We start from the raw sequence: 24,659 nt of genomic DNA, 5'->3' as shown, positions 1-24,659 counted from the left end.
GTAGACCGCGTATGGTTCGCCGATCCGGGTGTCAGCAGTCACGTATTTCCCCGCGGTCTGCATGCTCAGCGTCACGTAATTCCCCACCCTCGTGGTCACGGTTCCCCATGGGGACGGCGGTCGTCGGTGGCGGCTGTGAGGCGGTGACGCGGCGAGCTCAGGCAGCTAGCAAGCGGCGAGCAGGTCAGCCAGAATGCCTTCCGGGTCGTGCAGCACACGGGCGCCATCGGACACCACCCGGCGCGTCCCCGGGTCGACGGGATCAGTCGTCGCCCAGGCCGAGGAGCCGATGCCAACCTCGATCTCCAAGCCAGAGGCCGTGCAGTACCGTCGTTCGCTGATCGGTCCCCACGCCTGAGCGCGGATCAGTCCACCCAAGCCGAGTTCCCCTGCCCAGGCGGCATCGTCAAGGTACCGGGCCTCGTCCGTGGTGAGCAGGACGACGTCGATGTCGGAGTCGGGTCGCGCGGTGTTCCGGGCACATGATCCGACGAGGAGCAGACCGACGATGTCGTCGCGGTCCCTCGCCCAGCGTGTGATGCGACCGATGACCTCCTCGATCTCAGCGATCCGCGCCGGCGACAGGCCCGGCGAACTGCTGATTGACCAATCGTCACGTCCCATGGTCCCCCTGGCGAGCTGGCTGGCGTGAGACAGCTTCTCAGGCTGGCGCCCGGCCACAACCACCACAGCCCGATGAGGACCGCGACGACTGCCCGGAGCCACGGAACCGGCGTCCAGCACCTGGGAATTACGTGACGTTGGCCCCGGGGAAATACGTGACCGCCGACACCGGGTCGTCACCTGGTCAAGCTCATCACGCTCGTAGTCGCCAGGATCCCGCCCGAGAGGTCGATGTAGTACGAGTACCCGTGCCGGTGCAGTCTGTCGTCCCCCGTCACAGGATCCGGCACGAGGTCGAATGCGCGGATTCGCCCCTCAGGCAACGGACGTCGCTCCGCGGGGACAAGGATGATCACAGATGGCCAGGACACCCGTTGACGGTAGCCGAGCAGGCTCCGCGGGGCCTCAGACTTTTGGGTCGGCTGAGCAGCATCTCCAGCAAGGAGACGGGCTCTAGATCATCGTATTACTCGCTCCGTGCCGTGATCACCCTTCCCGGACTGGCGTCGCGGGCGCCCCACTGCAGCAAAGCTGAGCGTACGTGTCGAACATGCCGTCTGCTCCACTTCGGCGCAGGTGGCAGACGGGGGCGCCGTAGGCGTTCACGCCCCAGATGCTGGTGCGGGCCCGTGCGCCCTAACGGCAGCCCCCGGGCGGACACGGGTTGCAGCAACCGGCAGATGGACATCCACCCTTCTCACCCGGGTAGTAGTCCTCCTCTCTGCTACCACTGTCCCCACTGCTGCCGTCGTCTTCGGACCGCCCGTCGCGGGGTCGACGTCGTCCGGATCGTTCGTGGGGTCCTTGTAAAGCCCCTTCGACGACGGACACGCCTCACCGTTCTCCACGGCGTGAAGGGTGACATCTGGTTCATGCTGCAGGGCAGTCCAGCCTTGACGCTCTGGAAGCACACCTTCCAATTCGCGTATTCACCAGCTTCGTTGTTCGTGTCGTAGGCCGCTTCGTCCGCGTAGGCGGCCTCGATGACAACCTCATCGACGACATCCCCCAGCTTCTCCACTGCCTTGGCGTACGTGGTGTCCTTCACGTTCGGCGTCTTGGGCCAGGGAATGCGTTGCCCATCCTTCTTCGGGCACGGTGCCCCGTCTGGCATGGCAGCGAAGTCGACCTTGCTCAAGGTTGCCTTCTCGAAGCACACCGTCCAGCCCCGCCCGGAGTCTCGTTCCGGGCGCTGGCGTCGTGGACCGCAACGCTCAGCCCGGTCTGCCGTGCTCGCTCCGAGGCGCTTTCGACGCTCTCCCCGACCTGGCTTCCAGCCGGGCTCGGAGTGGCGGTGACAGTGACCGTCACTTTCGGCGTCGACGCCACGCCCTCCCAGTCGTCGCCACATGATCTGACTGCGGTGAGACCTGCCGCGCGAGGCGCCAGCCCTTGGCGCGCAGCACCCGGACCTGGCTTCAGCGTCGGCGAGGAACGAGCCGACACGGCACCGGTGGTCGCGAAGCGACCACCGGCAGAAGCAGCCGCGGCCCGCGGGCCGCGGCTGGCGGATCCCCGAAGGGGCGTCCGCTCCCAACACTGAGGGATCGCCTGACGTGGGGGTACCACCGATGTCCTCTATGGTCGGATGCGACTGAGGGGCAAGGGGTCTCAACGCCAGAAGGGTGAATCAACCAGTGCTGGAGAAACGCCGAATCGCTGTTTTCGGTGCGGGCTACATTGGCCTCGTGGCCGGCGCCTGCTTCGCGAAGCTGGGGCATGACGTCGTCGTTCGTGACATCCAAAAGGAGCGCATCGACATTCTCCAGAACGGCGGTGTCCCGATCCATGAGGATGGGTTGGGCGAGTTGATCGCGGAGAGTGCCGACCGTCTGGCATTCACCCTCGACGCCGAGAAAGCTGTCCGGGATGCGGACGTCGTGTACGTGTGCGTAGACACACCTTCGACACTGTCCGGGGACGCTGACCTGTCCAGAATCTGGCAGGTGGTCGACACGTTGGGCGAGGCCCTCCATCTGGCTGCCGTGGTGGTCAAGAGCACGGTTCCCGTGGGCACCGGTGCACGGGTCAGAGCTGCGATGGACCAGGCGGGACTCCAGCACGTCGGGTATGCCTCGAACCCCGAGTTCACCGCCGAGGGACAGGCGGTACGCGACTTCCTGCAGCCGGATCGCGTGGTGATTGGTGCCGATGATCCTCAGACCGCGAAGCTGGTCGCTCAGCTCCATGAGGGCGTGGACGGACCGGTCGTAGAGATGGACGTTCCGTCAGCGGAAATGGTGAAGCTGGCCGCCAACGCCCTCCTGGCTACGAAGATCAGCTTCACCAATGAGATCGCGACGGTCTGCGAGGCGACGGGCGCCGACGTTGAGCACGTCGTTCGTGCGGTGGGCCTCGATCATCGGCTCGGACCGCATTACATGAAGGCCGGTGTGGGGTGGGGCGGCAGCTGCTTTCCCAAGGACTCCCGGGTGCTGCGGGCCATGGCCAGCAACTCTGGATACTCGTTCCAGATGCTCAGCTCCGTGATCGAGGTGAACGACCTCCAGCCGCGGCGGGCGGTCCAGCGGTTGAAGGATGAGCTGGACGGCATCCTCCGTGACCGGACCATCGCTCTCTTGGGCATCACCTTCAAGCCGGGAACGGATGACGTACGCGAGGCCCCGAGCACGATCCTCGCCTCCCGGCTCCTGGCCGAGGGTGCTGCGGTCCGCTGCTGGGATCCGCTCGCCCGCCCGCTCGATACCGCTCCATGGTCGTCGACCACGCGCTACGCCAAGCCCCTGGAAGCAATGACCGGCGCGGACGCGGTGGTCATCGTGACGGACTGGCCAGACCTGCGGGACGTCGCTTGGGACCAGGCCGCGGCTGCGATGGCCCGTCCGCTGATCTTCGACGGACGCAATCTGCTCGAACCGCAGCGGATGGGCTCGCTCGGCTTCACCTACATGAGCGTGGGCCGCAGGACAGTACGCGGCGCGTGACCTCACAGCCCTCCCGTGATCGAGCCGTCGGGCGGGGCGTCAGCACACTCATCTCCCAGGCGGCCCTGCCTCACCGGAGGACCAGACCGCTTCTGCTCTGTCCGCGCTCCCGTACCGTTGCCGTGCCGCTCAAATGTCTCGCCCCACACACCCCTCGTATGTCTCAACCACCAGCCGCTCGACGGCCGGACGCCCCGGCCCGCCCACACGAACAGCGACGCCCATATGTGGCACCGAACCTGCTCGTCCGATTCCAGAATCCAGTCCCAGCCCCTCGTCGGGCTCTCGCCGCAAGGCCTCAGGCAGAGGCTCAGCCTGCTCCACACTTGCCACCGGGCAGCGAGTAGTGATCCATGCCCGTGGCGTTGGTCCTGTGGATCAACGCCACGTCCTGGCGGGAAATCGCCGAAGGGCCGTGGCTCGAGCAACGGCTCGCCGCCGTGGAGACCACCAAGAGGTACGGCACCAGTGCCCCACCGGACCCGACCAATTCGCCGAAGCGGTGTCTGGATCGCGTTCCGTCGCTGGGTCATGGGGGTCCGGATCGACTCCACGGGTCTGACCGAGCGGGGGCTGGGACGCTCGAAGGTTGTGCCGTGGTGCGTGATCAGTGCGGTCAACACCAGTGATGACCTGGATCGGCCCCGGCGGAGGCTCCAGGACTGGTCCTCAAGCATGGGGACCAGGTGGGGCTCGGTGCCCTCGCCTCGTACTCCAGTCATGCGGTCGACGTCGACTTTGCGCTGATCAAGTCCCTGCACGCGGCCCACGTCGTCGATTGCCCCAACTGCGCGTGATTCCCGCCGACAGGACGATGTGCCCGGCCCGTGGTCGCGGTCTCGTATGGGGAGGCCCCCGCCGCAGTAGCCCAGGCTTCGTCCTCGGTCCGCTGCCTGCTCCAGCATCAGTCCAGGCGTGGAAGGCATCCGATCAACCGCCCAGCACCACAGGATCAGCGACACAACAGATAGACGTGCTCAACTCGGCAGCAGGCAAGGTGAGCTCGGAAGGCCCGGGCCGCCGTCGCCGTGACCGTCACGCCGCCCGCCGTCGCCGAGGCGGCCGCCGTACGTCGTCGGGCCCTGCTCCACCCACATCCACATCGGCATCCCGACGAATCACTGCCCCCTGGCAATATCCGGGCCCACCAGCTCCATGGAGTCGACCGCCCGGCGCGCCACCTCTTGCGGATCATTCGTCGGCGCAGCCGGGGCCTGCCCGTCCGCTATCCCCACTGTCCGCGCACCCTGGCTGCCGGGAGCGGCTTTCTTTGGCTGCGGCCAGGGTCGCTGGTGACAAGGAGCCGCGAGCAGAGGGGTGTTCACGGCGTAAGCACCCCCTCGTTGATCGCCGCGGGTCAGTCCTCGGGGTGCTGTCGTGCGCTGCGGACGATGTGGGACCAGGTGCCTGCGGTGCCGCCGTGCTCATGTGCCAACTGGCCGGCGAGTTGGGCTGCAGGAGTTCCGGGGTTTGCCCTGAGTGCGGTGCGGGCCTGGTGCAGGCGGGGATCGCCGTCGTAGGGGTAGCGGCGATCCGTGGTCTTGGTCGTTCCGGCCGGGCGGCCGCCTCCACGCTCGCGGCGCTCGGCGTACGTCCAGATGTCGCCGCGCCGGTACTTACGCTTGACGATGCCCTTGCCGGTCGTCGTTTCCTCGGCTGGCGCCGGCCAGTGCTTCGGCGGCCTCACCGGGTACTTCGTGATGCTGGTCGGCTCCATGCCCAGCACCCGGGCGGCCTCGGACAGCGAGATCAGGTCCTCGGCATTCCCGCTGAGGTCGACGTTCGTGCGCCACTGCTGATTGGCTTTGTAGCCCTCGTACCAGGTGTCCCAGGTCTTCGGGTTCCAGTACATGGTGTTACCGATGGTCTTCTCCGGCTCGGGGTGCCGGTTGGACTTCCTGTTACGCCATAGCAGTTGGAGGGTGCTCAGGCCCAGACCCGTACGGTTTTGCAGGTCCGTGCGGCTCTCCAGCCCGGCCACATCGGTGTGACGCTCGTACCACTGGTGCCAGACGGCGGCGTACCAGACCAGCGCTCGCGGTTGATCGTGCCCGCGGCCTCTGGATGGCCGTTGACCTCACGCTCCCGGTACAGCCGCTCCAGGTGGGTGATGCTGAGCTCGTACGTGTCGGCAAGCTCCCTCCGAGTCAGTACGGGGCGTCCATCCAGCATGGCCATGGGGTGTCCTCCGTGATCTATGGATCCCGCGGCAGGGCGTCACGCGCCGTCCTCGGCTCCCTCCTCGCGACTGTCATTGTGGTCGACGGCCTGCGGCACGAACACCAAGCCGGACTCGGTCAGCCGCGTGACCGTTGCGATGTCGAGCACCGTGCCCTGCTCGTCGGCGAGCAGGATGAACCAGGTGCCGCCGGTGCCGTGGAGCAGAGCCGTCACGAATGGGGTGGTCACAGCGAAGTCGGCTCCAGCCGGCCCTCCGCCTCCTCGGCGATGAACTGGACTTTCACCCGAAGCGGACGCTGCGTGCCGATTTTCATCACCTCGACCTCGCTGACCGGCCCGTGATGCGGAGACACCAGATACGCCCACCGCTCCCCCGCCAACGGACCCCGCGCCGCACTGCCCATCCTCCCCATTCCCTGGGAATTTGCCGGATCCCATCGTGGCTCCCCAACCTGGCTCGCCGCTGCAGGTCAGTGGTCTGCTCAGGGCTCTCGCTGGAGGGCGGGACGTCTGCTGATCGGTGCTGGTCCTGTCGCTGGAAGCCTTCCTGTGATAAGCAGGAAGCCGTTCTGCCAGCCGATCTGTGTCAGGCCGGGGTGCGCTTGCCCTCACCGCGTGAGGCGGTGGTGGTCAACCCGGGATCCCGCATCGTGGAATGCGAAATCGTCCGCCGGGGAGGTATTGATCGCGGCCATGCCAAAGAAACCGGACAACGTGATCAAGGCTCTGGAGACCGCGTAGCCTGCTGCTCATGTTGTCGACTGAGGAGTAGTCAGCCGACGGGCCGGTCTTCTTCGTCCAGCTGTCGGTGCGCGGGCCTTTCCGGGCCCGGCGCCGGGTCATGAGCGTGATGAAGGCTCAGTTCAGATGGGCTTCGGCGTGCTGGGCAGTCGTTCGTAGTCCCGGCAGTTGCGGCGGGCGTTCATGATCCAGCCATTCGACCGTTCGACGTTCCAGCGCCGGGCAGCACGACGACCCCCTTGGTGTCCTTGGGCCGAAGGACGGCCTGCAGGGTCAACTACAGGTGGCCCGCGGTCCAGGCGGTCAGCAGGTCACGGGAGGCAGCGGAGTCCGCCCAGATCTGGGTGATCTGCGGGTGTGTGAGCCTCAGTCGCCAGAGCAGCTCCCCTGACCATGATCTCGTCCCGGGCATCAGGCGTCACCGTGATCATCACGGTCAGGCAGAGAGCGTCGAGCACGATGTGTCTCTTGCGGCCGTTGATCTTCTGCCCGCGTCGTAGCCACGGCTGTCCTTGCCGACGGTGGAGCCCGCCTTCACGGACTGGAGGTCGACGATCAGCGTCACCGGGAGCGGGCAGCGGCCCTTGTCGGTGCGGATCTGCCGGCGGAGCTGGTCGCGTATGAAGGTGACCACTCCCGCCCGGCTCTATCGCCAGAAGAACCTGTAAATGGTCTGCCAGGGAGGGAACTCTGCAGGTAGAGCCCTCCATTTGGCACCGTTGTCGACGATGAAGCGGATCGCGTCGACGATGTCCCGCCGCGGCCACTTCTCCGGGTGCCCTCCGGTCTTCGTCCGGCAGGTCCACCGGCAGCAACGGCTCGATCAGGGCCCACCCGGCGACCGACGTGTCGGAAGATTAGCGGCCCCGGTGGCAGGAGGAGTGACGCATCGCAGAACCTACTTAGAACTCCTAACGAAATGATCTTCGAGGTGGTTGGATCACTTCGAGAGCGTTGATCGGGGGTGCGGGGTGGCTCGGCCGAAGCCGTGGGAAGTCGAGGACGAGTTGTGGGCGGTGATCGAGCCGCTGCTGCCCAAGGTTGAGCGTCGGGCCCGGCATCCGGGGCGGAAGCGGCATCCGGACCGGCTGGTGTTCCAGGGCATCCTGTTCGTGCTGCATACCGGGATCGCCTGGGAACACCTGCCGCAGCAGCTCGGCTTCGGGTCGGGCATGACGTGCTGGCGGCGCCTGGCCGAGTGGACCGAGGCCGGCGTGTGGCCCCGCCTTCACGAACAGCTCTTGGCCAAGCTCCGCAGCAAGGACGCCCTGGACTTCTCAAGGGCGGCGGTCGACGGCTCCCACATCCGCGCGTTAAAAGGGGCTCCAAGACGGGACGAAGCCCTGTCGACCGGGGCAGGACGGGCAGCAAGCACCACCTGATCACCGACGCCACCGGCATCCCGCTCGCTGTCACCCTGACCGGTGGCAACCGCAACGACGTCACCCAGCTCATCCCACTGCTCCAGGCAGTGCCGCCCGTGCGGGGCAAGCGCGGCCGACCCCGGCGCCGCCCCGACGTGGTACTCGGTGACCGCGGCTACGACCACGACAAGTACCGCCGCCTGGTCCGCGCGCTCGGCGTGAAGCCACTGATCGCGCGACGCGGCACCGAACACGGCTCCGGACTCGGAAACCAACGCTGGGTTGTCGAGCGCTCCTTCGCCCATCTGCACTGGTTCCGCCGCCTGCGGATCCGCTGGGAGATCCGCGACGACATCCACGAAGCGCTCCTCATCCTGGGGTGCGCGCTCATCTGCTGGCGACGTCTGTCACAGCATGTCCGAGCCCTCGCCCTCCCGCAGTAGCCATTCCCTGACCGAAGGAGCACGGTCAAGGAGCCGGCTGATCTGCATGCCTTCCTCGCGTGAGGTCACCCTCGGCAGCGGGGTGAAGTCGTCGGGAAGCACGTCCAGCAGGCTCATTACGCGGTCTCCCGCACGCAGAGTGATCAACAGCTCGCACCGCAGCTGGCGTGGCACGTCCGGGCGGTGGGACAGGCTGTGCCACAGGGCCGGCCACAGGTAGTGGGTGCCATCAGGCGCCGCATTGGCTCGCACCCACGATGGTTCCAACCGCTGGCTCAAACCGAGGTCCCATGCCCGCTCCTCCAGCCTGAACAGCGAGGCCGAATCAATGACCTTCAGCTCGCGAGGCAGAGGCTGATCGAAGTCCATGGCCCCATGCTGCCCGACACAACCCCGCGCCGGGGAGCCGAGCCCACAGAGTCATTCCGTTAGGAGTTCTTAGTGAGCTGGGCCACAGGGGCTTCGACAATGTGAGCTGGCCCCGTTCGACAGCGGGATTCGGCCCCACTTGGTGATCTCGCGGGCATGATCTGTCACTGTGATTTGGCCCCACCTGTGTGCGTGCTGGGGTGGTGCTCCGTCCTGCTTGGCACGGCGGTGATTATCGGGTCGCCGCCGGTCGGGGCCCGCTGATAGACAGATGCGATGGCGGATGACGACGTGCAGGGATTCCAGGCTGGGCAGTCTGGGCTGATCGTGAGAGTTCCGGAGGCGGAGCATTTGGTGCGAGCGTGGCGTGACCGGCTTGACCCCTCGGCCCCTGCCGGTGTTCCTGCGCATGTCACCGTGCTCTTCCCGTTTCTCGACGCGAGCCGCATTGACGCGGGTGTCTGCACCGCGATCGGCGAGGTACTCGGCCGGCACCAGTCCTTCGAGGCCCGGTTCGACCACTGCGGCCGGTTCCCTGGAGTGCTGTATCTCGCCCCCGAATCGAACACTGGCTTCAGGCGTCTCACCGAGGCGATCGTGGAGCGGTGGCCGGAAAACCCGCCGTTCGGTGGGCAGTTCGACGATGTTGTCCCGCATCTGACCGTCGCCCAGGGCCAGAGCGAGGCTGTCGTGGAGAGGGCCGAGGCCGACCTGCTCACCGGTCTCCCCGTCGTCGCGCAGGTCTCGTCGGTCGACTTGCTGGTCCACGACGGGACACGGTGGCGGCAGCGGGCATCCTTCCCTCTGGGGTAGGCGCGGTTGCGCTGGTCGGTCAGCGTTGCCCTGTTGTTCTTGGCGTGTGCGAGGTGGTGGGAGTCGGTGCCGGTCTCGATGATGGTGCCCACGAAGGTAAGCCTGTCCACGACACCCCCGCAACGCCTCACCCAGAAGCTGGCGCCGCGGAGGTGAACAGAATGCGTTGATCGAAAATCTCCGGGCGCACGCTTGGGAGCCGGACTTCGCTTCAACACCGCAAGAGTCCCGGTCACGTGGCTACGGACCGGACCACGTGACAAGGATCCGCGCCAACCTCGCGGGGGTATGTCGGCAACTGTGGGTGTCCCGGGTTGGCCGTGCATGCGACGCTGTGCGGCAGAGCCCCCACGGTTCGCTATGCAACAGTGATCTTGATACATGGCCCGGCGCACGGGCGGACCCTCACCACCGATGGCAGAGGAGGCCGAGTCGCTCGGGTGCTCGCGCCGTGCGGTGGCGAGGGTCCGCCACCGCGGGTGGGGGCCGCGCGCGCCAGCCCGGATCGCGGCGGCCGTGCTTCTGATCCACCATGGCAGAAGTGGGCGCTCTTCTGCCCGCGCGGCCGGGACAGCAGCGTGCGCACCCTCGTGCCCGGCCGTCCGGGCCGCTGTCGGGCTCCGGAGGTGTCATGTCTGCCGATTCGACCGCCTGGCGCGTCGCGCCGCTCGCCTGGAACACGATCGAGCGGTACTTTGCGCTGTTGCAGGCCCACGTATCCGCAGAGCGAATGCTCGCGGAGGTCCTCACCAGCGACTTCCGTACAGGCTTCATGGACGGGCTGATCTGGAAGGGCGAGCAGGGCCTGCGTGACTTCCTCGCGGCACGTGCAGGGTTCTTCGACGAATCTCACACTTTGGAACAGCTGTCCACACCGGAGCGGCTCCCCTCCGGCCGTTGGCGCGCCCACAGTCGGCTCGCCTTCTTCCTCCGCCAATGCGGCAACGGCGCGCCCGTCAGCGACACATTCACGGGAAAGGCCTTCCACCTCTGGGAGTTCGCACCAGGCGACACTCCCGCCGCCTGGCGTGTCGCGGCCCAACTCGTCGAAGGTTTTGCCGAACTGGACGAGAACGCGCGGCGTCTGTTCTCGGCGCCGACAGAGGGGCTGAGGCCCGAATGAGTGGGCGCCGTGGAGGTGTGGTCATCCACGGAGGCGCTGTGGACAGGTGGAGATGGGGCGCGATACCCGGACGACGACCGCAGTGTCGTTTGCTCGTCGCCACCGGTCCTCGCTGAGGCACCAGGGCCTGGCGATCTGACGGTCTCCGGGTCCTGCGCAGTTCTTCCCCCTCACGGGCGCGATTCCGCGCCCACTCGCGCGAGCACAGCATCAGCCAGCTCCTGCGGCGTCAACTGGCCGTCCAACAGCGCGGTTTCCTGCGGCAGGTCATCGACTGCGGCCACACACGACGCGATCTTGGACTTGCACCAGGCACGGACCTGCTCGTCCTTCGCAGGATCATCAGGAGTGAAGCTCCGCCCGCCAATCCGCCGGGCCAGTACGTCCTCAGGGACCTTCAGGAAGAAGTGGTGAACCAGAATGCCCGCGTCCTTCAGGGCGCCGAAGATCTCATCCAGATACGCCGGGTTCGCCAGTGTCATCGGAACCAGCACAGGCCGCTGATACTCCTCCACCAGGCCCGCGGCCATGTTGACGACCTGGCGCCGCCACTGCCGCAAGTCCTGAAAATCACCGGTCGGCACCTCCACGACCTCACGCAGAACGTAGCCAAGCACCTCCGGATCGAACACCCGACCGACCTGCCACTCGTCACGCCCCGCGAGGCCCTGGCACCCGACTTGTTGTGACGCCTTCGCGGCAGGCGTCACAACAGGTTGGGTGCACTCTCCTGCGCGGGTTCCTTGGATGCCGGGTGCTCTGGACCGCCCGCCGGGGCGGCGGCACGCAGCGCCGCTTCGACCCGGCGGTTGCTGGTCATGGTCGCGGTGACGGCGGTCATGGTGAGGAGGAGGCCGGCGGCGGTGTAGAGCGGGGTGCGTACGTCGTAGGTGGTGGCCAGCCAGCCGCCGAGGAAGGCGCCGAACGGGGCGGCGCACATGGCGAGCATGCGGGAGGTGGAGGCGACCCGGCCCATCAGGTGGGCGGGGACGATCGCCTGTCGGAGGGAGGGGCCGAGCACCATCGTGGCGCCCATGCCCGCACCGCAGACGGCGAGCGCGAGGCCGGCGACGTAGGGGTTCGGGGCGGCGGCGAGGCCCAGGATGGCGAGTCCCTCGACTGCGGCCGTGCAGGTGAGCGCGGTGCCGGTGCCGAGTCGTCGGCCGAGGAAGGAGGCGATGCCCGCGCCGAGCAGACCGCCGGTGGCCTCCGCCGTGAGGAGCAGGCCGAAGCCGAAGGTGTCGATGCCGAGGCGATCGTGAGCGAAGAGGGCCAGTACGGTCTCCACGGCGAGGAAGGCGATGTTCCCGACCGCCGGACGCAGCGCGAGCCCGAGCAGCAACTGATCCCGGAATACGTGCGAGGCGCCGGCCCGCGCCTGCCGCAGCAGCGACTCACGGGCCTGCGGTACGGGCCGGGGTGCGGCGGGCAGCGACCGTACGAGCAGTGCGGAGAGCGCGAACGAGACCGCGTCGGCGAGCAGCGGAAGCGCCCTCCCGAGCGCGAGCAGCGCACTGCCCGCGGGCGGCCCGGCGAAGCCGGACGCGGCGGTCTGGGTGCCGCGCAGGCGGGAGTTGGCGCGCTCGAGGAGTGCGGGGTCGCGGCCGAGCAGATCCGGCAGATAGGCCGTGGCGGCCGTGTCGAAGAAGAGTCCGCCGAGGCCGAGCAGGAAGGCGACGGCTGCGAGCAGGGGAATGCTCAGCACGTCGAGCGCTGCCGCTGCCGACGGTATTGCGAGCAGCACCGCACGCGCCGCGTCCGTGACCCACATCGTGCGCCGACGGTCCCAGCGGTCCACCAGCGCACCGCCGAGCACCCCGAAGAGCAGCCACGGCAGCGTTCCGGCGGCCGTGACGACGGCGAGCGCCATCGGATCCTGCGTCAACGTCAACGCGAGCAGCGGCAGCGCGGCATGCGACACCCCGTCACCGAGCGAGGACACCGTCTGCGCAGTCCACAGCCGTCCGAACCCGGTCGGCATTTTGCGAACGTCTGAGCTCACTTGGCGTCCCCTTCGGCCTGCTCGCGCGATGCCGGGTGGAACAGTGCGAAGACGAGTGACGCGTCCGGCAGCGACGGATCGGACAGCTCCCGGTACTCGTCCGCCAGTGCCTGCAGCCGCGCCCCCAGCTCCGCGAACTGCTCCTCGGTGAGCCGCAGATGCGCCATCCGCACGTGCCGCTCGCCATCCACCGGCGACGCCTCCAGGTCCGCCACTGCATGCCGCATCAGCACATCCGGACCTCCCTCGCCCGGATCCGGCAGCACGATCGCCCGCGCGGCCATCGCGTAGTACCGCTCGGTGACCCCCCGGACCTTCCGCGTCCGTACCACCGTCACCAGGCCGGCCCGCTCCAGCAGCCGTACGTGGTAGCTGGAACTCCCCTTCGCAAGGCCCACCCGCTCGGCGATCTGCGTGATCGTCGCGGGCTCGAAGCGGAGCACGGCCATGATCCGGTGACGCGTCAGATTGGAAACGGCGCGCAACTGCTCGTCCGTGGTGACGTGGAACGCCTCGGGAAGATCATCGGTAGGCATGCGAGCAATGGTCAACGATTCTTGACCATTGAGCAAGGGGATTACGCGCGGACCTCCAGAATCAGTCCTCCGACGGTGGCCTCCGGCCGATCGGCGGGGTGCCCTTTTCCGCAGCGATGAGGGCTGGTCAGCAGCCCCTCGCCGGAACGCCGTTGTCAGTGGTGACGGTTATGTTCGGGGTGGTGCAAGGGCCGTTTCCCGACAGGAGTGGACGATGACCGAGAGCAGTGTTCAGCCCACGCTGAGGGTGGTGCTGACAGACGTGAACGAGCGCGTGGTGGAGGCGTGGCGGGCGGCGTTCGCGGACACCCCCGGCATCGAGATACGCAGGGGCTCGATCCTCGGCGAGGACGTCGATGCCTGGGTCACCCCGACGAACTCCCGGGGCCGGATGGACGGAGGGGTCGACGCCGCCATCAAGCGTCATCTCGGATCCGGCATCCAGCTGCGTGTGCAGCGCGCGATCCGCGATCGGTTCGCCGGAGCCCTCCCGGTGGGCAGCGCGGTCTGCGTCTCCTCGGGGGCAACCACCCCCAGGTACCTGATATCGACGCCGACCATGGTGCAGTCCTCGCAGAACGTGAGCGCGACACTGAACGTCGCGCTGGCATGTGCCGCCGCGTTCCAGGCCGTTCACCGGCAGAACCGGCAGGCGCCGGGCAGCATCCGCTCCGTGGCGCTGGTCGGGATGGGTGCGCAGACCGGCCGGGTCCCGGCCAGGGTGTGCGCCAACCTCATGTGGACCGGCTACACGCTCTTCCACGACCACTGGTTCGAGGATGACGACGAGTTGCGGACCACGATCATCACGCAGCTGAACGGCATCGAGAACGCCCCCGTCGAGGAGCGGGTACGCATAGTCCCGCCGAAGGCCGTCGAGCCCGTCCCTGCCGGCCAACCCGCCGACCACGTCCATCCCTCGACCACGACGACCGAGAGTTCCTCCCCCATGACTGACGCGATCAACGGCGCCGCCCCGACCCAGCCCGACGCGAACGATCCCCTGGCTCTCACCGAACTCTTCGACGGCGGCGGTGAGCCCTGGCTTCCGCTCCTGAAGCCGGTCATCGAGGCGCTACCGGACGCAGCCCGGTTTATCGGCAAGGGCCGCAGCCCTGAGGTCGTCCCGGTTCGTGAACTGACCTTCCAGGCTCTCAAGCCCAACCCCCCGCACAAGTGGAAGGTCGTCGCCTTCGGCCAGAACCCCTACCCGCGGCCGGAGAGCGCGACCGGCATAGCCATGTTCGACAACACCTTCAGCGACTGGAAGGACAGCCAGTTCGGCAGGGTCGTCAGCATCCGCTGCCTCATCAAAGCAGCGGCGATGTGGAAGTACGGCATCGCCAAGAAGACGCCCATCGCCGACGTTCGCGCGCTGTTGAAGGAGCAGGACACCGTCCAGCCGCCGGGGTGGTTCCAGGCGATGCTCACGCAGGGCGTGCTGCTGTTGAACGCCTCTCTCACTGCCAGCGGCGACGGAGCGATGGGTACCGACCAGCACACAGCGTTCTGGCGGCCCGTCGCCGAACGGATCGTCGAGGAGATCCTCAAGGCCAAGCAGGACGCCGACGAGGAGGACCGCGGGATCGTGTTCGCCTGGTGGGGGGCGCACGCCCGGAGCCTGAAAAGGGTCGTCCTGCGACTCCAGGAGAAGTACCCGGACGTCGAGGTCCGGCACATCGACCACGCGAACCCGGCGGCGCAGGGCGACATCTTCTGCGAGGGCGACCACTTCGCCATGGTGAACGACGCTCTCATCTCGCTGGGTGCCGACGCGATCGACTGGCTGCCGAGCAAGGGGTGGAACGAGCGGGCGACCGGTGCGGACGGGGTAGTCGCGGCACGCATGGGCGCCTTCATCGAGTCGACCATGAACCTGCACCAGCTGTATTTGGAGCGGCTCACCAGCGTCAAGGACGAGGGCCTGGTTCTCCCCGCGATCACCGGCGTGTTCGATACCCCGCTCATGGTTTTCCAGGACGCCGTCGCACCAGTCGCCGAAACGCTCTCCGGGCTCGCCGGACACATCGACCGGTCACACAAGTTCGGCAAGCAGCGGGCAGACGAGATGTCCACCAGCCTGTCCGCCGACGCGATCGCCGCACTCCACCTCTACACCTGCGAGTCCGCCTTCTACCGCGAGATCAACGCCGTCCTCCGCTCCCCGGACCGCACCAGGGTCACGCCCTACCTGCCGTACCTGCGGCTGCTGTTCTCGGCGGTCTCAGGGCTGCCCACGCACACGCAGCCGCTGTGGCGCGGTGTGTCGCTGGACCTTCGGGCGCAGTACCCGGTGGGCCGGACGGTCACCTGGTGGGGCGTCTCCTCCTGCACCTCCGAGCTCAACGTGGCCCGCTCCTTCCTCGGCAGCCGCGGCAAGCGGACGCTCTTCGAGGTGACGCCCGCCAAGGCAGTCGGGATCAGGTGCTTCTCCGCCTTCACCGGGGAGGAGGAGTACATCCTCACACCGGGCACGCAGCTCAAGGTGACGGACGTGAAGAGCGAGCGCAGCGGGCTGTATACGGTCAAGCTGACCGAAGTGGACGCCGCTCCCCTGGTGTCCTGACCCACCGGCTCGGGGGGCCACGGGCCCAGCGTCTCACAACTACTGGCACGACTTCGGCGATCAGGACCTTGACCGGCGCATCTGCTCGTCGATGTCGCCGGTCTCCCAAACCATGCCGTGTGGCGCAGAAGGAGCCTGGGGCGGGATACCCGCAGGGGAGATCGGCCGGGGACAACAAAGACCGAGCGAAGCCCGGCCTCAACTGCCAACCTCTCCCATGTCCTTGACGACTGCGGACATCCGCCTCAGATGATCCGCAGTACTCGCCTGGCCGACCTGGTGAACACCATGGACCCCAAGCTCGTCGCCGCCGTCTTCGGCATGGGCCCCCAGGCCGCTCTGATCTATCTCGCCGACCACGTCGATACCGGGCGCCTGCCCGGCCCGTGAACACCAGATCGCCCTCGCCGTTGCTCCGATCGGTGTCAGACTTGACCACCATGAGCAACTGGTTCCTGCAGCAAGAGCACGGCGTCCGGTTCGAATGGGGGCCCACGGGCGCCCAGCAGTTGGCGTCGGGCGCCGCCTGCCTGGTGGTAGTCGACGTGCTGTCGTTCACGACATCGGTGACCGTCGCCGTCGAAGCAGGAACCCAGGTCTTTCCCTATGCCTGGCGCGACGAGACGGCGTCCGCCTTCGCTCAGAACAAGTCGGCGGCACTGGCCGTGGGGCGTCGAGCCGCCACCTCAACCTCACCATGGTCGCTGTCACCGGCAGCACTCCGGCAAGCCCCGTTCACCCCCCGACTCGTGCTGCCCTCACCCAACGGATCCGCCATCACCGCGGCGGCAGGCGATTCGACGGTGGTAGCAGGCTGTCTGCGAAACGCCAGCGCTGTCGGGCGATGGCTGACCCGGCACGGCTACGGGACTGCGGAACGTCCCGTCCTGGTGATCGCTGCTGGTGAGCGGTGGCCGGACGGAAGCCTGCGGCCTGCGCTGGAGGACTTGCTGGGTGCTGGGGCAATCATTGCCGAACTGGAGTCGCAAGGCGTTGGCCCACTGTCCTGCGAGGCGGCTGCCGCACGGACTTGCTTCACCCAGACCGCCGATGTCATGAGTGCCGTAGCCGCCTGTTCCTCCGGCATTGAGCTGGCCCGGAGCGGGTTCGCTGGCGACGTGGCCATCGCAACCGAACTCGACGCCAGCGCGATCGTCCCCGTACTCACCGACGGGGCCTTCGACCACAGCACCGACACCACGGGATCGCGCCCGAACCCATGAAACTAGATGTCGTCGGCCTCATGGCCTTCGACCAGGCGGTCGAAGATGCGCTGGGCAGTGTGCCTCTGCTTGGGTGGAGCTTCCAGGTCAGCGCGCAGTTCCGCTGCCCGGTAGGGGTTCAGGGGTTTCTCCGCGAGGAGCGCCGCGAGCGGGCGTGCCGCGACCAGTTCGCTCACTATCCAGAGGGAGCCGCCCTCCGCGCGTCGATCAACGGCTTGTGGGGATCGAGTCTGGACTCCTTGGGCCGCTGCTTCTTCCGGGGCTCCGGCCACTGCCCGTCCAGAGCCCGCCGGACGGTTCTCCACATCATTTTCGCGTGCGCCGAAGCGCCCGAAGCGACATGCCCAGCTGGTGATCCCGGCGGATCGCTGCGTGCAACTCAGCCTTCGACGGCGAGTCACCCGTGAGGCCCCCAGCGGGAGAAGCACACCTCACAGTCCCACCGCAAGCCCCAAGTGACGTCAAAACACACTGACATCGCAGGCTCGGTCAGATGGTGACTCCCGTGGTCACTCGGAACGGCTCCCGCAGTCACGCACACAACCAATGGGGATTCCTGCGGTTTCGGAGGCGGCGGTTCCCGTCATAGATCCGGGGATTCCCACCGGGGCAGAGGTGGTCGTCGGTCGTCCGCCCCTGCTGTTCGCCGCCGAGTCAGAGCACTCCATGCCCCGCCCGGTGAAGGGGCGGGGCATGTCCAGAGCTCACGACGGCGGAAATCCGCCGACCCACGGGGTACTTCCGACGACTCCGAGGGTCCCGGCGGTCAATTTCACGCTGCCCGTCCCAAGGGGGCGGGTGGCGGTGCATGGCAGGACCCAGACCGCGCCGCGATAGTTGTCCTCGCCCTCCGCGCCGATGATCAGGTCAGGGTGACCGTCCGTGTTGACGTCGCCGACCGCGAGCGTGAGACCGAACCCGTCGCCCCTCTCCGACACCCGGCACCGACCCGGACTCCTGGGAGATCTCGTACGAGCCGGCGCCCAGCGTGCCGGTCCTCTGGCCGGGGATGACGACGACGGCTCCGGCACTCGCCTGGCCGTTGCGCTGCTGTCCGGGCACACCGACGATGATCTCGCCGCGACCGTCGCTGTTCAGGTCGGCGACGGCGACGGCCTCGCCGAACCTGTTCTGCTTCGTCGATGTGCCGGAGACGCCGGCCGTGTCCTGGCTGATGTGCACCGGCGCCGCAGCGAGACCGTCCGGGCCGCCGTACCAGAGGGTTATCTCGCCACCCAGGTGGCCGTTGGTGCCGTTGACCGGTTCGTCGGGGTCGCCGATGACGAGGTCGTGATAGCCGTCGCCGTTGACGTGTCCGGTAGCGGTGGTCGTGCCGTCGACGGGCAGCGGGTCGTGTCGTACGGGGTTGACGTACACCAGGCCAGCGCTGTAGCCCCCCGCACGGAGCGAGGTCGCGATCCGATCGGTGACTTTGGAGCGCCGGAAGTCCCCGTAGTCGGCGAGGGCGACCGAGCCGGTACAGCACTGCTCTACCGTTTCGCCGACCGAGCCGTCGCGCTTGATCGTGTACTTGAACTCCATCGACCCGTCGTAGCCGGCGACCAGGACATGCGCTGCGCGCACCGCGGCGACATCCAGTCCGTACCGGCCGCTCTTGACCACCCGGACGGGGAGCGTACTCCCGGCGGCCAGGCCGTTCTTGCCGCCCCACAGCACGGTGACCATGCCGGAGTGCGCGGCGCTCGTGCCTTCGTCGGGTGGGCCGACGACCAGGTCGCTGAAACCGTCCTTGTCCAGGTCGGCGAACGCCGTCGACGCGCCGAAGAGGTCACCGGCCTCCGCGGTACCCGGCACACCGGCGGTGTTCTGGGTGATGATGGCCTTGCGCGCGGTGGAAACCCCGGTCCTGGAGCCGTACAGCACCACGACCGCGCCCGCACCGACCTTGCCACCCACCGTCGCCGCGGGCGCCGGGACGACCAGGTCCTGGTAACCGTCCCCGTTGAAATCCGCCCGCGCGGCAATGGGCTTCGCCATGGCGTCGGCAGGCATGACCACCGAGCCGACCACAGCGGCACAGGAGCCGACAACCGCGGTCGCCAGCCTGCCTCTTCTGGATCTCCCCACCCGATTTCCCCTCCCCATACACAGTGACAAAGTGAGATCGAACGAGTGCAACCGGCCACTAGATGAATGATGCGAAGGTGTGAGTGGTCGAGATGGATGTCACCTGGTCGCGCAGACTGGCACCAGCCGCGTGCACCCACCGCGATCTGCCGCCTGAGCCGGGCCACGATGAGTGGAGCCTGGCCGGGCGGGTGGGAGCTACTGAAGACGTGTCGCAGTCCGGATGAGGTCGGCGACGGCTCTGGACCGGCTGTGCGGTGGCCAGGCGATCACGGTGGTGACTGTCGGCGCGTCCAGCACGGGCACGGCGGCCAGGTCACCGTGCAGTTGGGCCTGGCACGACTCCGGTGAGACCGCACAGGCACGGCCGAGCGCGACGAGCTGCAACAACTGCGCATGGTCGCGGACCTGCGGGCCGGGGCCGGGTGGGTAGGTGCCGTCGGGGTCGGGCCAGCGTGGGAGGGGCAGGCCCGGCAGCCCGGTGATGTCGGCCATGTGCACATGGGCCCGGGCGGTGAGCGGATGCCCGGCCGGCAGGACCACAACCTGACCCTCCGTGCTGAGCTCTTCGGTGTGGAATCCGGCCGTCGAGTCGAACGGCCGGTGCAGCAGCGCCACGTCGGCCCGGCCCTCGCGCAGGAGTCGTTCCTGCTCGGCCGGACCGCACAGGATGACGTCGACGGGGACCGCGCCGGGTTCGGCGGCGTAGGCGTCGAGCAGTCTCGCCAGCAGTTCCCTGGACGCGCTGGCCTTCGTGACCAGGACCAGGCCGGGGCGGCCGGTCACGGAAAGGGCGGCGCGGCGGGTTCGACGCTCGGCGGCCTCGACCGCGTCGAGAGCCGCCCGGCCCTCGACCAACAGCACCGAGCCGGCCTCGGTCAGCGTGACAGCGCGACTGGACCGATCCAACAGCACTGCCCCGAGCCGGCGTTCGAGCCGCTGGATCGCCCGTGACAACGGTGGCTGCGCGATCCCGAGCCGCTGCGCGGCACGCCCGAAGTGCAGCTCTTCAGCGACAGCGACGAAATACCGCAGTTCCCGGGTCTCCATCCGGCCACGCTATCCCGGATCAATACCCTGACGGTATCGTTGCGCACCCGATCGGTCTTGGACCCCCGCCGAGGCTCGAAGGCAGCATCGTCCCTATGACTGAACGGACGATCGCGCTGGTCACCGGCGCGAACAAGGGAATCGGCTACGAGATCGCCGCAGGCTTGGGCACCCTCGGCTGGAGCGTCGGCGTCGGCGCCCGCGACGACCAGCGCCGAAGCGCCGCGGTGGAGAAACTGCGCGCCGCTGGCATCGACGCGTTCGACGTACCGCTGGACGTGACCGACGACGCGAGCGCGACCGCCGCCGCACGGCTGATCGACGAACAGGCCGGACGCCTCGACGTGCTCGTCAACAACGCCGCCATCGCCGGCGACATGCCACAGGAGCCTACCCGGATCGTCCCCGCCACCATCCACACGGTCGTGGGCACCAACGTGATCGGCGTCATCCGCGTCACCAACGCGATGCTGCCGCTGCTGCGCCGCTCCGCCGCACCACGGATCGTGAACATGTCCAGCAGCGTCGGCTCCCTCACCAAGCAGTCAGGACCCGCCGCCGACCAGACGGCAGGTCCGGTGTCCGCAGCGTACGCGCCGTCGAAGACGTTCCTGAACGCCATCACCGTCCAATACGCCCGGGAGCTGAGCGGCACGAACATCCTGATCAACACCGGCTGCCCCGGCTACGTCGCCACCGACCTCAACGGCTTCCGCGGCGTGCGCACCCCCGAACAGGGCGCGGCGATCGCCATCAGACTCGCGACCCTGCCCGACGACGGCCCCACCGGACAGTTCTTCGACGACGCCGGCGTAGTGCCCTGGTGATGTGCACGACAGCCATCACCCGCCAGGCTGATGCCGCTGCGCCCACGCATCTCGAACAGATCCGTGGTGGCCGTCCCTGCCAACGCTCCGGTGCCCGGGGCAACGCCCCGCACCGCTACCGGCTCCACCATCGTGACCCGGGGGATCCGAATCGCAAGACCTCACTGCTGTTCACCAATCCTCTGACCTGCCGAATCTCCATGCGCTCGGTGACAACTGGGCCGAAAATTCGGAGCAGGTGGCAACGAGGTCGACCATCTGGTGGCAAGTGGCTCGACCGCTGCGCCACCGAAGACCAGGTCGGCCCGCAGAATTGGTGACACCTGTCTTGGCAAGTCACAGAAGGGCTCGCTGGCGCGCATGACATGAAGCGAGGGAGTCCAAAGGTCGGTTGTGACGCCAGACCTGGACTCCCTCGCGACCGCGCTCTACGTGAAGACCGACGACCTGCTGAAGGAATCGCCGTACCTGGCGCCGTGGCGCCCCGTCGTCGGGATCCCGCCCCGGCTCACGGATGCCGAGCTGGTCACCCTCGCGGTGATGCAGGCCCTGCTCGGCTTCACCTCCGAACGCCGCTAAATCCGCCATGCCCAGGCCCACCTGCGGCACCTGTTCCCCTACCTGCCCGGACATCCCGGCCACAACCGGCGCCTGCGCAAGGCCACCGACCTGATCGCCCAGGTCAACCGCCTCCTCGCAACAGACACCTCGCTGTGGACCGACACCGTGTGGGTCGTCGACTCCACCCCGGTGGAATGCGGCCGCTCCCGCGAGACCGCAAAGCGATCCGACCTGGCCGGCTGAGCCGAGTACGGCTAATGCGCCAGCCACTCCCGGTACTTCTGGGGCCTGCGCGCCTGCACCTGGTGTGCACTCTGCACGGCCTGCCCGTCGCCTTCACGCTCGCCGGCGCGAAGGCCGACGAACGGCAGACCCTGCTCGACATGCTCCACGCCGGGCCCGACCTCGTAGCCTCCCGCCCGGGACAGACCCTCATCGCCGACCGGCACTACTACGGCCGCACCTTCGAACACGAGCTCACCGAGTGGGGAGTCCGCCTGCTGCGGCCGGCCCGCAAGGGCGAACCCCCACGGGCCGGATCCGCCCTGTTCAAGCCGCTACGACAGGTCATCGAGTCCGTCAACCAGACCTTCAAGGCCCAACTCGACCTCGAACGCCACCAGGGCCGGACCCTGTGCGGAGTGATGGCCCGCGTCCTACAACGCATCCTCGCCCTGACCAGCGCGATCTGGCGCAACGACCACACCGGCCAGCCCGTCATGCGCTCGCTGACCGCCTATGACCACTAACCTTTCGCATCATTCATCTAGACAGGTCGGGGTGCCGATCGGCGATCGAGGAAGCGGTCCCGACTCCGTGGCAGCCCCGGATACGGGCTCGCGTGCGTGCCCGGGCCGAAGCGGAAGGCTCCGTCTTCCACACCAGGGCGCGATTCGGGTTCGCCGCGCCAGCAGGATCCTCGGACGATCCGGCGGGTGCGGTGGATCACCCAGGACCTGCCGGAGAGGTCGCCGCAAACTGTCCACCGCCCGGGACGCCGGCGCGTGCTCGCAGCAGCAGGATCCTCGGCCCGCGCGCCGGGACACGCCTGCTTCCGCGACGCAGGCCGCACCGGAACGTCTGCGCTCCGGCTTCTCCACGGAACCGGTCTGCTCGGCCTGCGCCGGCCAGAGCCACACCTGCCGCACGCTCACACCCACCGACCCGGCAGCCAACCGCACATGAGCCGTGGTCAACTCCCCCGCCCCGCCCACGCAACTGAAGCAGCCGGGCCACAGCAGCAGGCCGCAACTCGTCCCGATGCGGCCCGAAATCCTCCTGAGAGTTGTCGAACTCGATGAACAGCAGCGGCACCTTGTCCTGCGGGCGGTGAGCACGATGTCGGCCTGGGCGCCGCCCTTGCCGGGCGCGTTCCACGTGCCCGACCGTCATTCTGGAGGCACCCACCCTGTCGGCACCTGCTGAAGCCACCGATGCGGTATCCGGCTGCCTCACCCGCATCGCCGTGGCTCGTCACGGCTTCCTTCCGGTAATGCGCCCCCTGGCCCGCCGCGAACGCGTCTGCGAGCCGATCGCGGCGTTTTGGCCCGCTGAGGCAACAGTAGGGTTTCGCCGGTTGGTTGCCTGGTCGGGCGCCTCGTTTCGGGTGCCCGACCAGGCACTTCCTCGGTTACAGGTACGGGCGGGTGATCAGCTCAATCGCGTGACCGGCAGGGTCTTTGAAGTACACCCCTCGACCGCCGTGCCCGTTGTTGATCTCGCCCGGGCGTTGCATCTGCGGATCGGCCCAGTGCTCGATGTCGCGATCACATAGCCGCCGATACGCCCGGTCGAACAGCTCGTCGTCGACCAGGAACGCGTAATGCTGCATCTGGATCTCCACCGGCGGCTCGGCGAACTGAAGCAGCACGCCGTCGGGGAGCTGGATGTTGGTGAACGGGCCCCAGGACGGTGCTTCCGGGACTTCCAACAGCTCGCGGAAGAACTGAGCCGACTCGTTGCGATCCTTGGCGGCGATGATCGTGTGGTTGAACGTGACTGACATTCAGCTGACCTCGTTGTTTTCGACACGGAGAATGGACTCGCGGTGCGCGAGCATTGGGAGGTCCGCGTGCCGAACTGAGGGGGTGCCTTCTGCGCACCCGCTGTGCGATCAGCCCCCCACCGGGTGGCCAATCTGTGCGTGGCGTTGCGCCGGTCCGGTGTTCACGTCGGCTGACCTTACTTGATCTTGTTGGTTGCGACAACAGGACAGCGATCGCGGGTGGCTCGTCGGCGCCTTGGCCGGGTAGGCGATGCACTGACGGATGAGGCGAGTTGGGGGGCGGAGCGGGTCTTCGGCTCGGCGCGGGCGTGAATGGAAGTTCTGGCGAATCCAGGACACCTCGCAGTCGCCTGAACCGAGATCACCGGACTCTACGAAACTCGAGGCAGCGCAACTCCGAGGCGGTCATGCCGTCGGGGACGGCATGCAGACGCCACGGCCCCCGGCACGGTCGGCAGTGACGAACGCGGTGGCGGTCTGGGGCTTGCCGTCGGCGAGCCAGGCAGCCATCCCGCCGGCGAGGCGGCCGGCCAGGCGTTCGTATCCGATCCTGTAGGACTGCCAGACGATCTCGCTCAAGTCCTGGTCCTTGCCGGTGACCAAGACGAGGGGTGCGGTGTCAGGCAGGAGCCAGCCGAGCCAGGTGGCGAACTGGTCACGCAGCGGGATGGACAGGGCACCGGGGATGTGACCGGCGGCGTAGTCAGCGGCCGGACGGACGTCGACGACGTGGCCACCCCCCGACATCAGGGCCCAGACCTGCTGCGCGGACAGGGCAGGCAGCAACGGGTCCACGGTCAGTACGGCGGAGCCGCGGCGGTTGATCTCGGCGAGCCGGTCGAAATAGGCGGGGTAGGTGCCCAGGCTCGCGATCAGCTGGGACACGAAGGTTTCCTCGTCCGGTGCGGCCAGCAGCGGGTTGGTCTGCTTCTGGGCGCCGATGGTGGTGGTGCGCTCGGTGCCGGGCGGGGCAGAGCAGAAGGACCCGGCGCCGTGGGTGGACCACACCGCGGTCTCGTCCGGCAGCGCCGTCAGGCGCTTCAGCGACCGGTACTGGGCCCGGGCGAGTTCCGCGGTGCGCTCCGGGCCGAGGAGGTCGGTGCGGGCGGCGGAGTTCACGATCAGCGACCCGCCGGTGAACACCCCGAGCTCTCCGGAGCCGTCCAGCAGCAGGAAGGACAGATGCTCGTCGGTGTGT

Annotated in this window: 27 protein-coding genes and 2 pseudogenes; 9 read left to right on the top strand and 20 right to left on the bottom strand. The window is 67.9% G+C overall.

The window, feature by feature from the left end; all coding sequences use genetic code 11:
- Positions 1-165 precede the first annotated feature (165 nt).
- Complete coding sequence (locus AC068D_RS19065; RefSeq protein WP_478824167.1) at positions 166-690, bottom strand: nucleotidyltransferase domain-containing protein; 525 nt, start codon at positions 688-690, stop codon at positions 166-168.
- Between the two features lie 658 nt (positions 691-1,348).
- Entirely contained in the window at positions 1,349-1,762 is a 414-nt protein-coding gene (locus AC068D_RS19060) for a hypothetical protein (RefSeq protein ID WP_478824166.1), read from the bottom strand.
- A gap of 499 nt (positions 1,763-2,261) precedes the next feature.
- Between AC068D_RS19060 and AC068D_RS19055 the strand changes: the two genes are divergently transcribed.
- Positions 2,262-3,569, top strand: coding sequence for a UDP-glucose dehydrogenase family protein (locus AC068D_RS19055; protein WP_478824165.1), 1,308 nt, complete (start codon positions 2,262-2,264; stop codon positions 3,567-3,569).
- A 1,357-nt stretch (positions 3,570-4,926) separates the two neighbouring features.
- Here AC068D_RS19055 and AC068D_RS19050 read toward each other — a convergent pair.
- The 7 genes from AC068D_RS19050 to AC068D_RS19020 all read right to left on the bottom strand — a co-directional run bounded on the left by AC068D_RS19050 (position 4,927) and on the right by AC068D_RS19020 (position 7,230).
- Positions 4,927-5,421: a hypothetical protein gene (locus tag AC068D_RS19050; protein ID WP_478824164.1), complete on the bottom strand. Its 495-nt coding sequence runs from the start codon at positions 5,419-5,421 to the stop codon at positions 4,927-4,929.
- A 74-nt stretch (positions 5,422-5,495) separates the two neighbouring features.
- Complete coding sequence (locus AC068D_RS19045) at positions 5,496-5,747, bottom strand: hypothetical protein (RefSeq protein ID WP_478824163.1); 252 nt, start codon at positions 5,745-5,747, stop codon at positions 5,496-5,498.
- A gap of 39 nt (positions 5,748-5,786) precedes the next feature.
- Positions 5,787-5,978 carry a hypothetical protein gene (locus tag AC068D_RS19040; protein WP_478824162.1) on the bottom strand — a complete coding sequence of 64 codons (192 nt, stop codon included), beginning with the start codon at positions 5,976-5,978 and terminating at the stop codon, positions 5,787-5,789.
- Positions 5,975-6,154 (bottom strand): hypothetical protein, encoded by a 180-nt coding sequence (locus AC068D_RS19035; protein WP_478824161.1) that lies wholly within the window; start codon positions 6,152-6,154, stop codon positions 5,975-5,977. The genes AC068D_RS19040 and AC068D_RS19035 overlap by 4 nt, the downstream gene beginning before the upstream one ends.
- A gap of 614 nt (positions 6,155-6,768) precedes the next feature.
- Complete coding sequence (locus AC068D_RS19030; RefSeq protein ID WP_478824160.1) at positions 6,769-6,903, bottom strand: hypothetical protein; 135 nt, start codon at positions 6,901-6,903, stop codon at positions 6,769-6,771.
- A 24-nt stretch (positions 6,904-6,927) separates the two neighbouring features.
- Complete coding sequence (locus AC068D_RS19025; protein ID WP_478824159.1) at positions 6,928-7,125, bottom strand: hypothetical protein; 198 nt, start codon at positions 7,123-7,125, stop codon at positions 6,928-6,930.
- A gap of 12 nt (positions 7,126-7,137) precedes the next feature.
- Positions 7,138-7,230, bottom strand: coding sequence for a transposase (locus tag AC068D_RS19020; RefSeq protein ID WP_478824234.1), 93 nt, complete (start codon positions 7,228-7,230; stop codon positions 7,138-7,140).
- 232 nt (positions 7,231-7,462) lie between these two features.
- Between AC068D_RS19020 and AC068D_RS19015 the strand changes: the two genes are divergently transcribed.
- A protein-coding gene (locus AC068D_RS19015) for an IS5 family transposase (RefSeq protein WP_478824233.1) occupies positions 7,463-8,298 on the top strand; the annotation gives its coding sequence in 2 pieces (ribosomal slippage) (positions 7,463-7,805 and positions 7,805-8,298; 837 coding nt in all).
- On the opposite strand, the gene AC068D_RS19010 is transcribed toward AC068D_RS19015, so the two are convergent.
- Positions 8,263-8,667, bottom strand: a complete 405-nt coding sequence (locus AC068D_RS19010) for a hypothetical protein (RefSeq protein ID WP_478824158.1) — start codon at positions 8,665-8,667, stop codon at positions 8,263-8,265. The genes AC068D_RS19015 and AC068D_RS19010 overlap by 36 nt on opposite strands.
- A gap of 276 nt (positions 8,668-8,943) precedes the next feature.
- Here AC068D_RS19010 and AC068D_RS19005 point away from each other — a divergent pair, with 276 nt between their 5' ends.
- Entirely contained in the window at positions 8,944-9,480 is a 537-nt protein-coding gene (locus AC068D_RS19005; protein ID WP_478824157.1) for a 2'-5' RNA ligase family protein, read from the top strand.
- 38 nt (positions 9,481-9,518) lie between these two features.
- Here AC068D_RS19005 and AC068D_RS19000 read toward each other — a convergent pair.
- A pseudogene (locus tag AC068D_RS19000) lies at positions 9,519-9,608 on the bottom strand (IS21-like element helper ATPase IstB); the annotation flags it as partial.
- A 503-nt stretch (positions 9,609-10,111) separates the two neighbouring features.
- On the opposite strand from AC068D_RS19000, the gene AC068D_RS18995 reads away from it, so the two are divergent.
- Entirely contained in the window at positions 10,112-10,603 is a 492-nt protein-coding gene (locus tag AC068D_RS18995; protein ID WP_478824156.1) for an RING finger protein, read from the top strand.
- Positions 10,604-10,773: 170 nt separating this feature from the next.
- Here AC068D_RS18995 and AC068D_RS18990 read toward each other — a convergent pair whose 3' ends face one another.
- From AC068D_RS18990 to AC068D_RS18980, 3 genes are all read right to left on the bottom strand, one after another.
- The gene (locus AC068D_RS18990) at positions 10,774-11,235 is read right to left on the bottom strand and encodes an ATP-binding protein (protein WP_478824155.1); all 462 of its coding nucleotides are present in this window, start codon (positions 11,233-11,235) and stop codon (positions 10,774-10,776) included.
- A gap of 74 nt (positions 11,236-11,309) precedes the next feature.
- On the bottom strand, positions 11,310-12,584 hold the full coding sequence (locus AC068D_RS18985) for an MFS transporter (protein ID WP_478824154.1): 1,275 nt from the start codon (positions 12,582-12,584) through the stop codon (positions 11,310-11,312).
- A 17-nt stretch (positions 12,585-12,601) separates the two neighbouring features.
- Entirely contained in the window at positions 12,602-13,141 is a 540-nt protein-coding gene (locus AC068D_RS18980) for an ArsR/SmtB family transcription factor (RefSeq protein WP_478824153.1), read from the bottom strand.
- Positions 13,142-13,355: 214 nt separating this feature from the next.
- Between AC068D_RS18980 and AC068D_RS18975 the strand changes: the two genes are divergently transcribed.
- The 3 genes from AC068D_RS18975 to AC068D_RS18965 all read left to right on the top strand — a co-directional run bounded on the left by AC068D_RS18975 (position 13,356) and on the right by AC068D_RS18965 (position 16,930).
- Entirely contained in the window at positions 13,356-15,707 is a 2,352-nt protein-coding gene (locus AC068D_RS18975; protein ID WP_478824152.1) for a macro domain-containing protein, read from the top strand.
- Between the two features lie 249 nt (positions 15,708-15,956).
- Positions 15,957-16,097, top strand: a complete 141-nt coding sequence (locus AC068D_RS18970; protein ID WP_478824151.1) for a hypothetical protein — start codon at positions 15,957-15,959, stop codon at positions 16,095-16,097.
- Positions 16,098-16,147: 50 nt separating this feature from the next.
- A complete protein-coding gene (locus AC068D_RS18965; RefSeq protein ID WP_478824150.1) occupies positions 16,148-16,930 on the top strand; it encodes a 2-phosphosulfolactate phosphatase in 783 nt (260 codons plus the stop codon).
- A gap of 2 nt (positions 16,931-16,932) precedes the next feature.
- On the opposite strand, the gene AC068D_RS18960 is transcribed toward AC068D_RS18965, so the two are convergent.
- From AC068D_RS18960 to AC068D_RS18945, 4 genes are all read right to left on the bottom strand, one after another.
- Positions 16,933-17,106 carry a hypothetical protein gene (locus AC068D_RS18960; protein ID WP_478824149.1) on the bottom strand — a complete coding sequence of 58 codons (174 nt, stop codon included), beginning with the start codon at positions 17,104-17,106 and terminating at the stop codon, positions 16,933-16,935.
- Positions 17,107-17,634: 528 nt separating this feature from the next.
- Positions 17,635-17,868 (bottom strand): FG-GAP repeat protein, encoded by a 234-nt coding sequence (locus AC068D_RS18955; RefSeq protein WP_478824148.1) that lies wholly within the window; start codon positions 17,866-17,868, stop codon positions 17,635-17,637.
- Positions 17,798-18,943, bottom strand: coding sequence for an FG-GAP and VCBS repeat-containing protein (locus AC068D_RS18950; RefSeq protein WP_478824147.1), 1,146 nt, complete (start codon positions 18,941-18,943; stop codon positions 17,798-17,800). Before AC068D_RS18950 ends, AC068D_RS18955 begins: the two co-directional genes overlap by 71 nt.
- Before the next feature lie 273 nt (positions 18,944-19,216).
- A complete protein-coding gene (locus AC068D_RS18945; protein WP_478824146.1) occupies positions 19,217-20,068 on the bottom strand; it encodes a LysR family transcriptional regulator in 852 nt (283 codons plus the stop codon).
- A gap of 95 nt (positions 20,069-20,163) precedes the next feature.
- On the opposite strand from AC068D_RS18945, the gene AC068D_RS18940 reads away from it, so the two are divergent.
- Positions 20,164-20,895 carry an SDR family oxidoreductase gene (locus AC068D_RS18940; protein WP_478824145.1) on the top strand — a complete coding sequence of 244 codons (732 nt, stop codon included), beginning with the start codon at positions 20,164-20,166 and terminating at the stop codon, positions 20,893-20,895.
- 393 nt (positions 20,896-21,288) lie between these two features.
- A pseudogene (locus AC068D_RS18935) lies at positions 21,289-22,205 on the top strand (IS982 family transposase).
- A gap of 881 nt (positions 22,206-23,086) precedes the next feature.
- Here the strand turns inward: AC068D_RS18935 and AC068D_RS18930 are convergent.
- Positions 23,087-23,461, bottom strand: a complete 375-nt coding sequence (locus tag AC068D_RS18930) for a VOC family protein (protein ID WP_478824144.1) — start codon at positions 23,459-23,461, stop codon at positions 23,087-23,089.
- A 405-nt stretch (positions 23,462-23,866) separates the two neighbouring features.
- Complete coding sequence (locus AC068D_RS18925; RefSeq protein ID WP_478824143.1) at positions 23,867-24,604, bottom strand: rhodanese-like domain-containing protein; 738 nt, start codon at positions 24,602-24,604, stop codon at positions 23,867-23,869.
- Positions 24,605-24,659 lie beyond the last annotated feature (55 nt).

This window comes from Streptomyces sp. NPDC043861 (assembly GCF_056435905.1).
The sequence above is the reverse complement of the archived record's forward strand: the minus strand, read 5'-3'. Positions and strand labels throughout refer to the sequence as shown.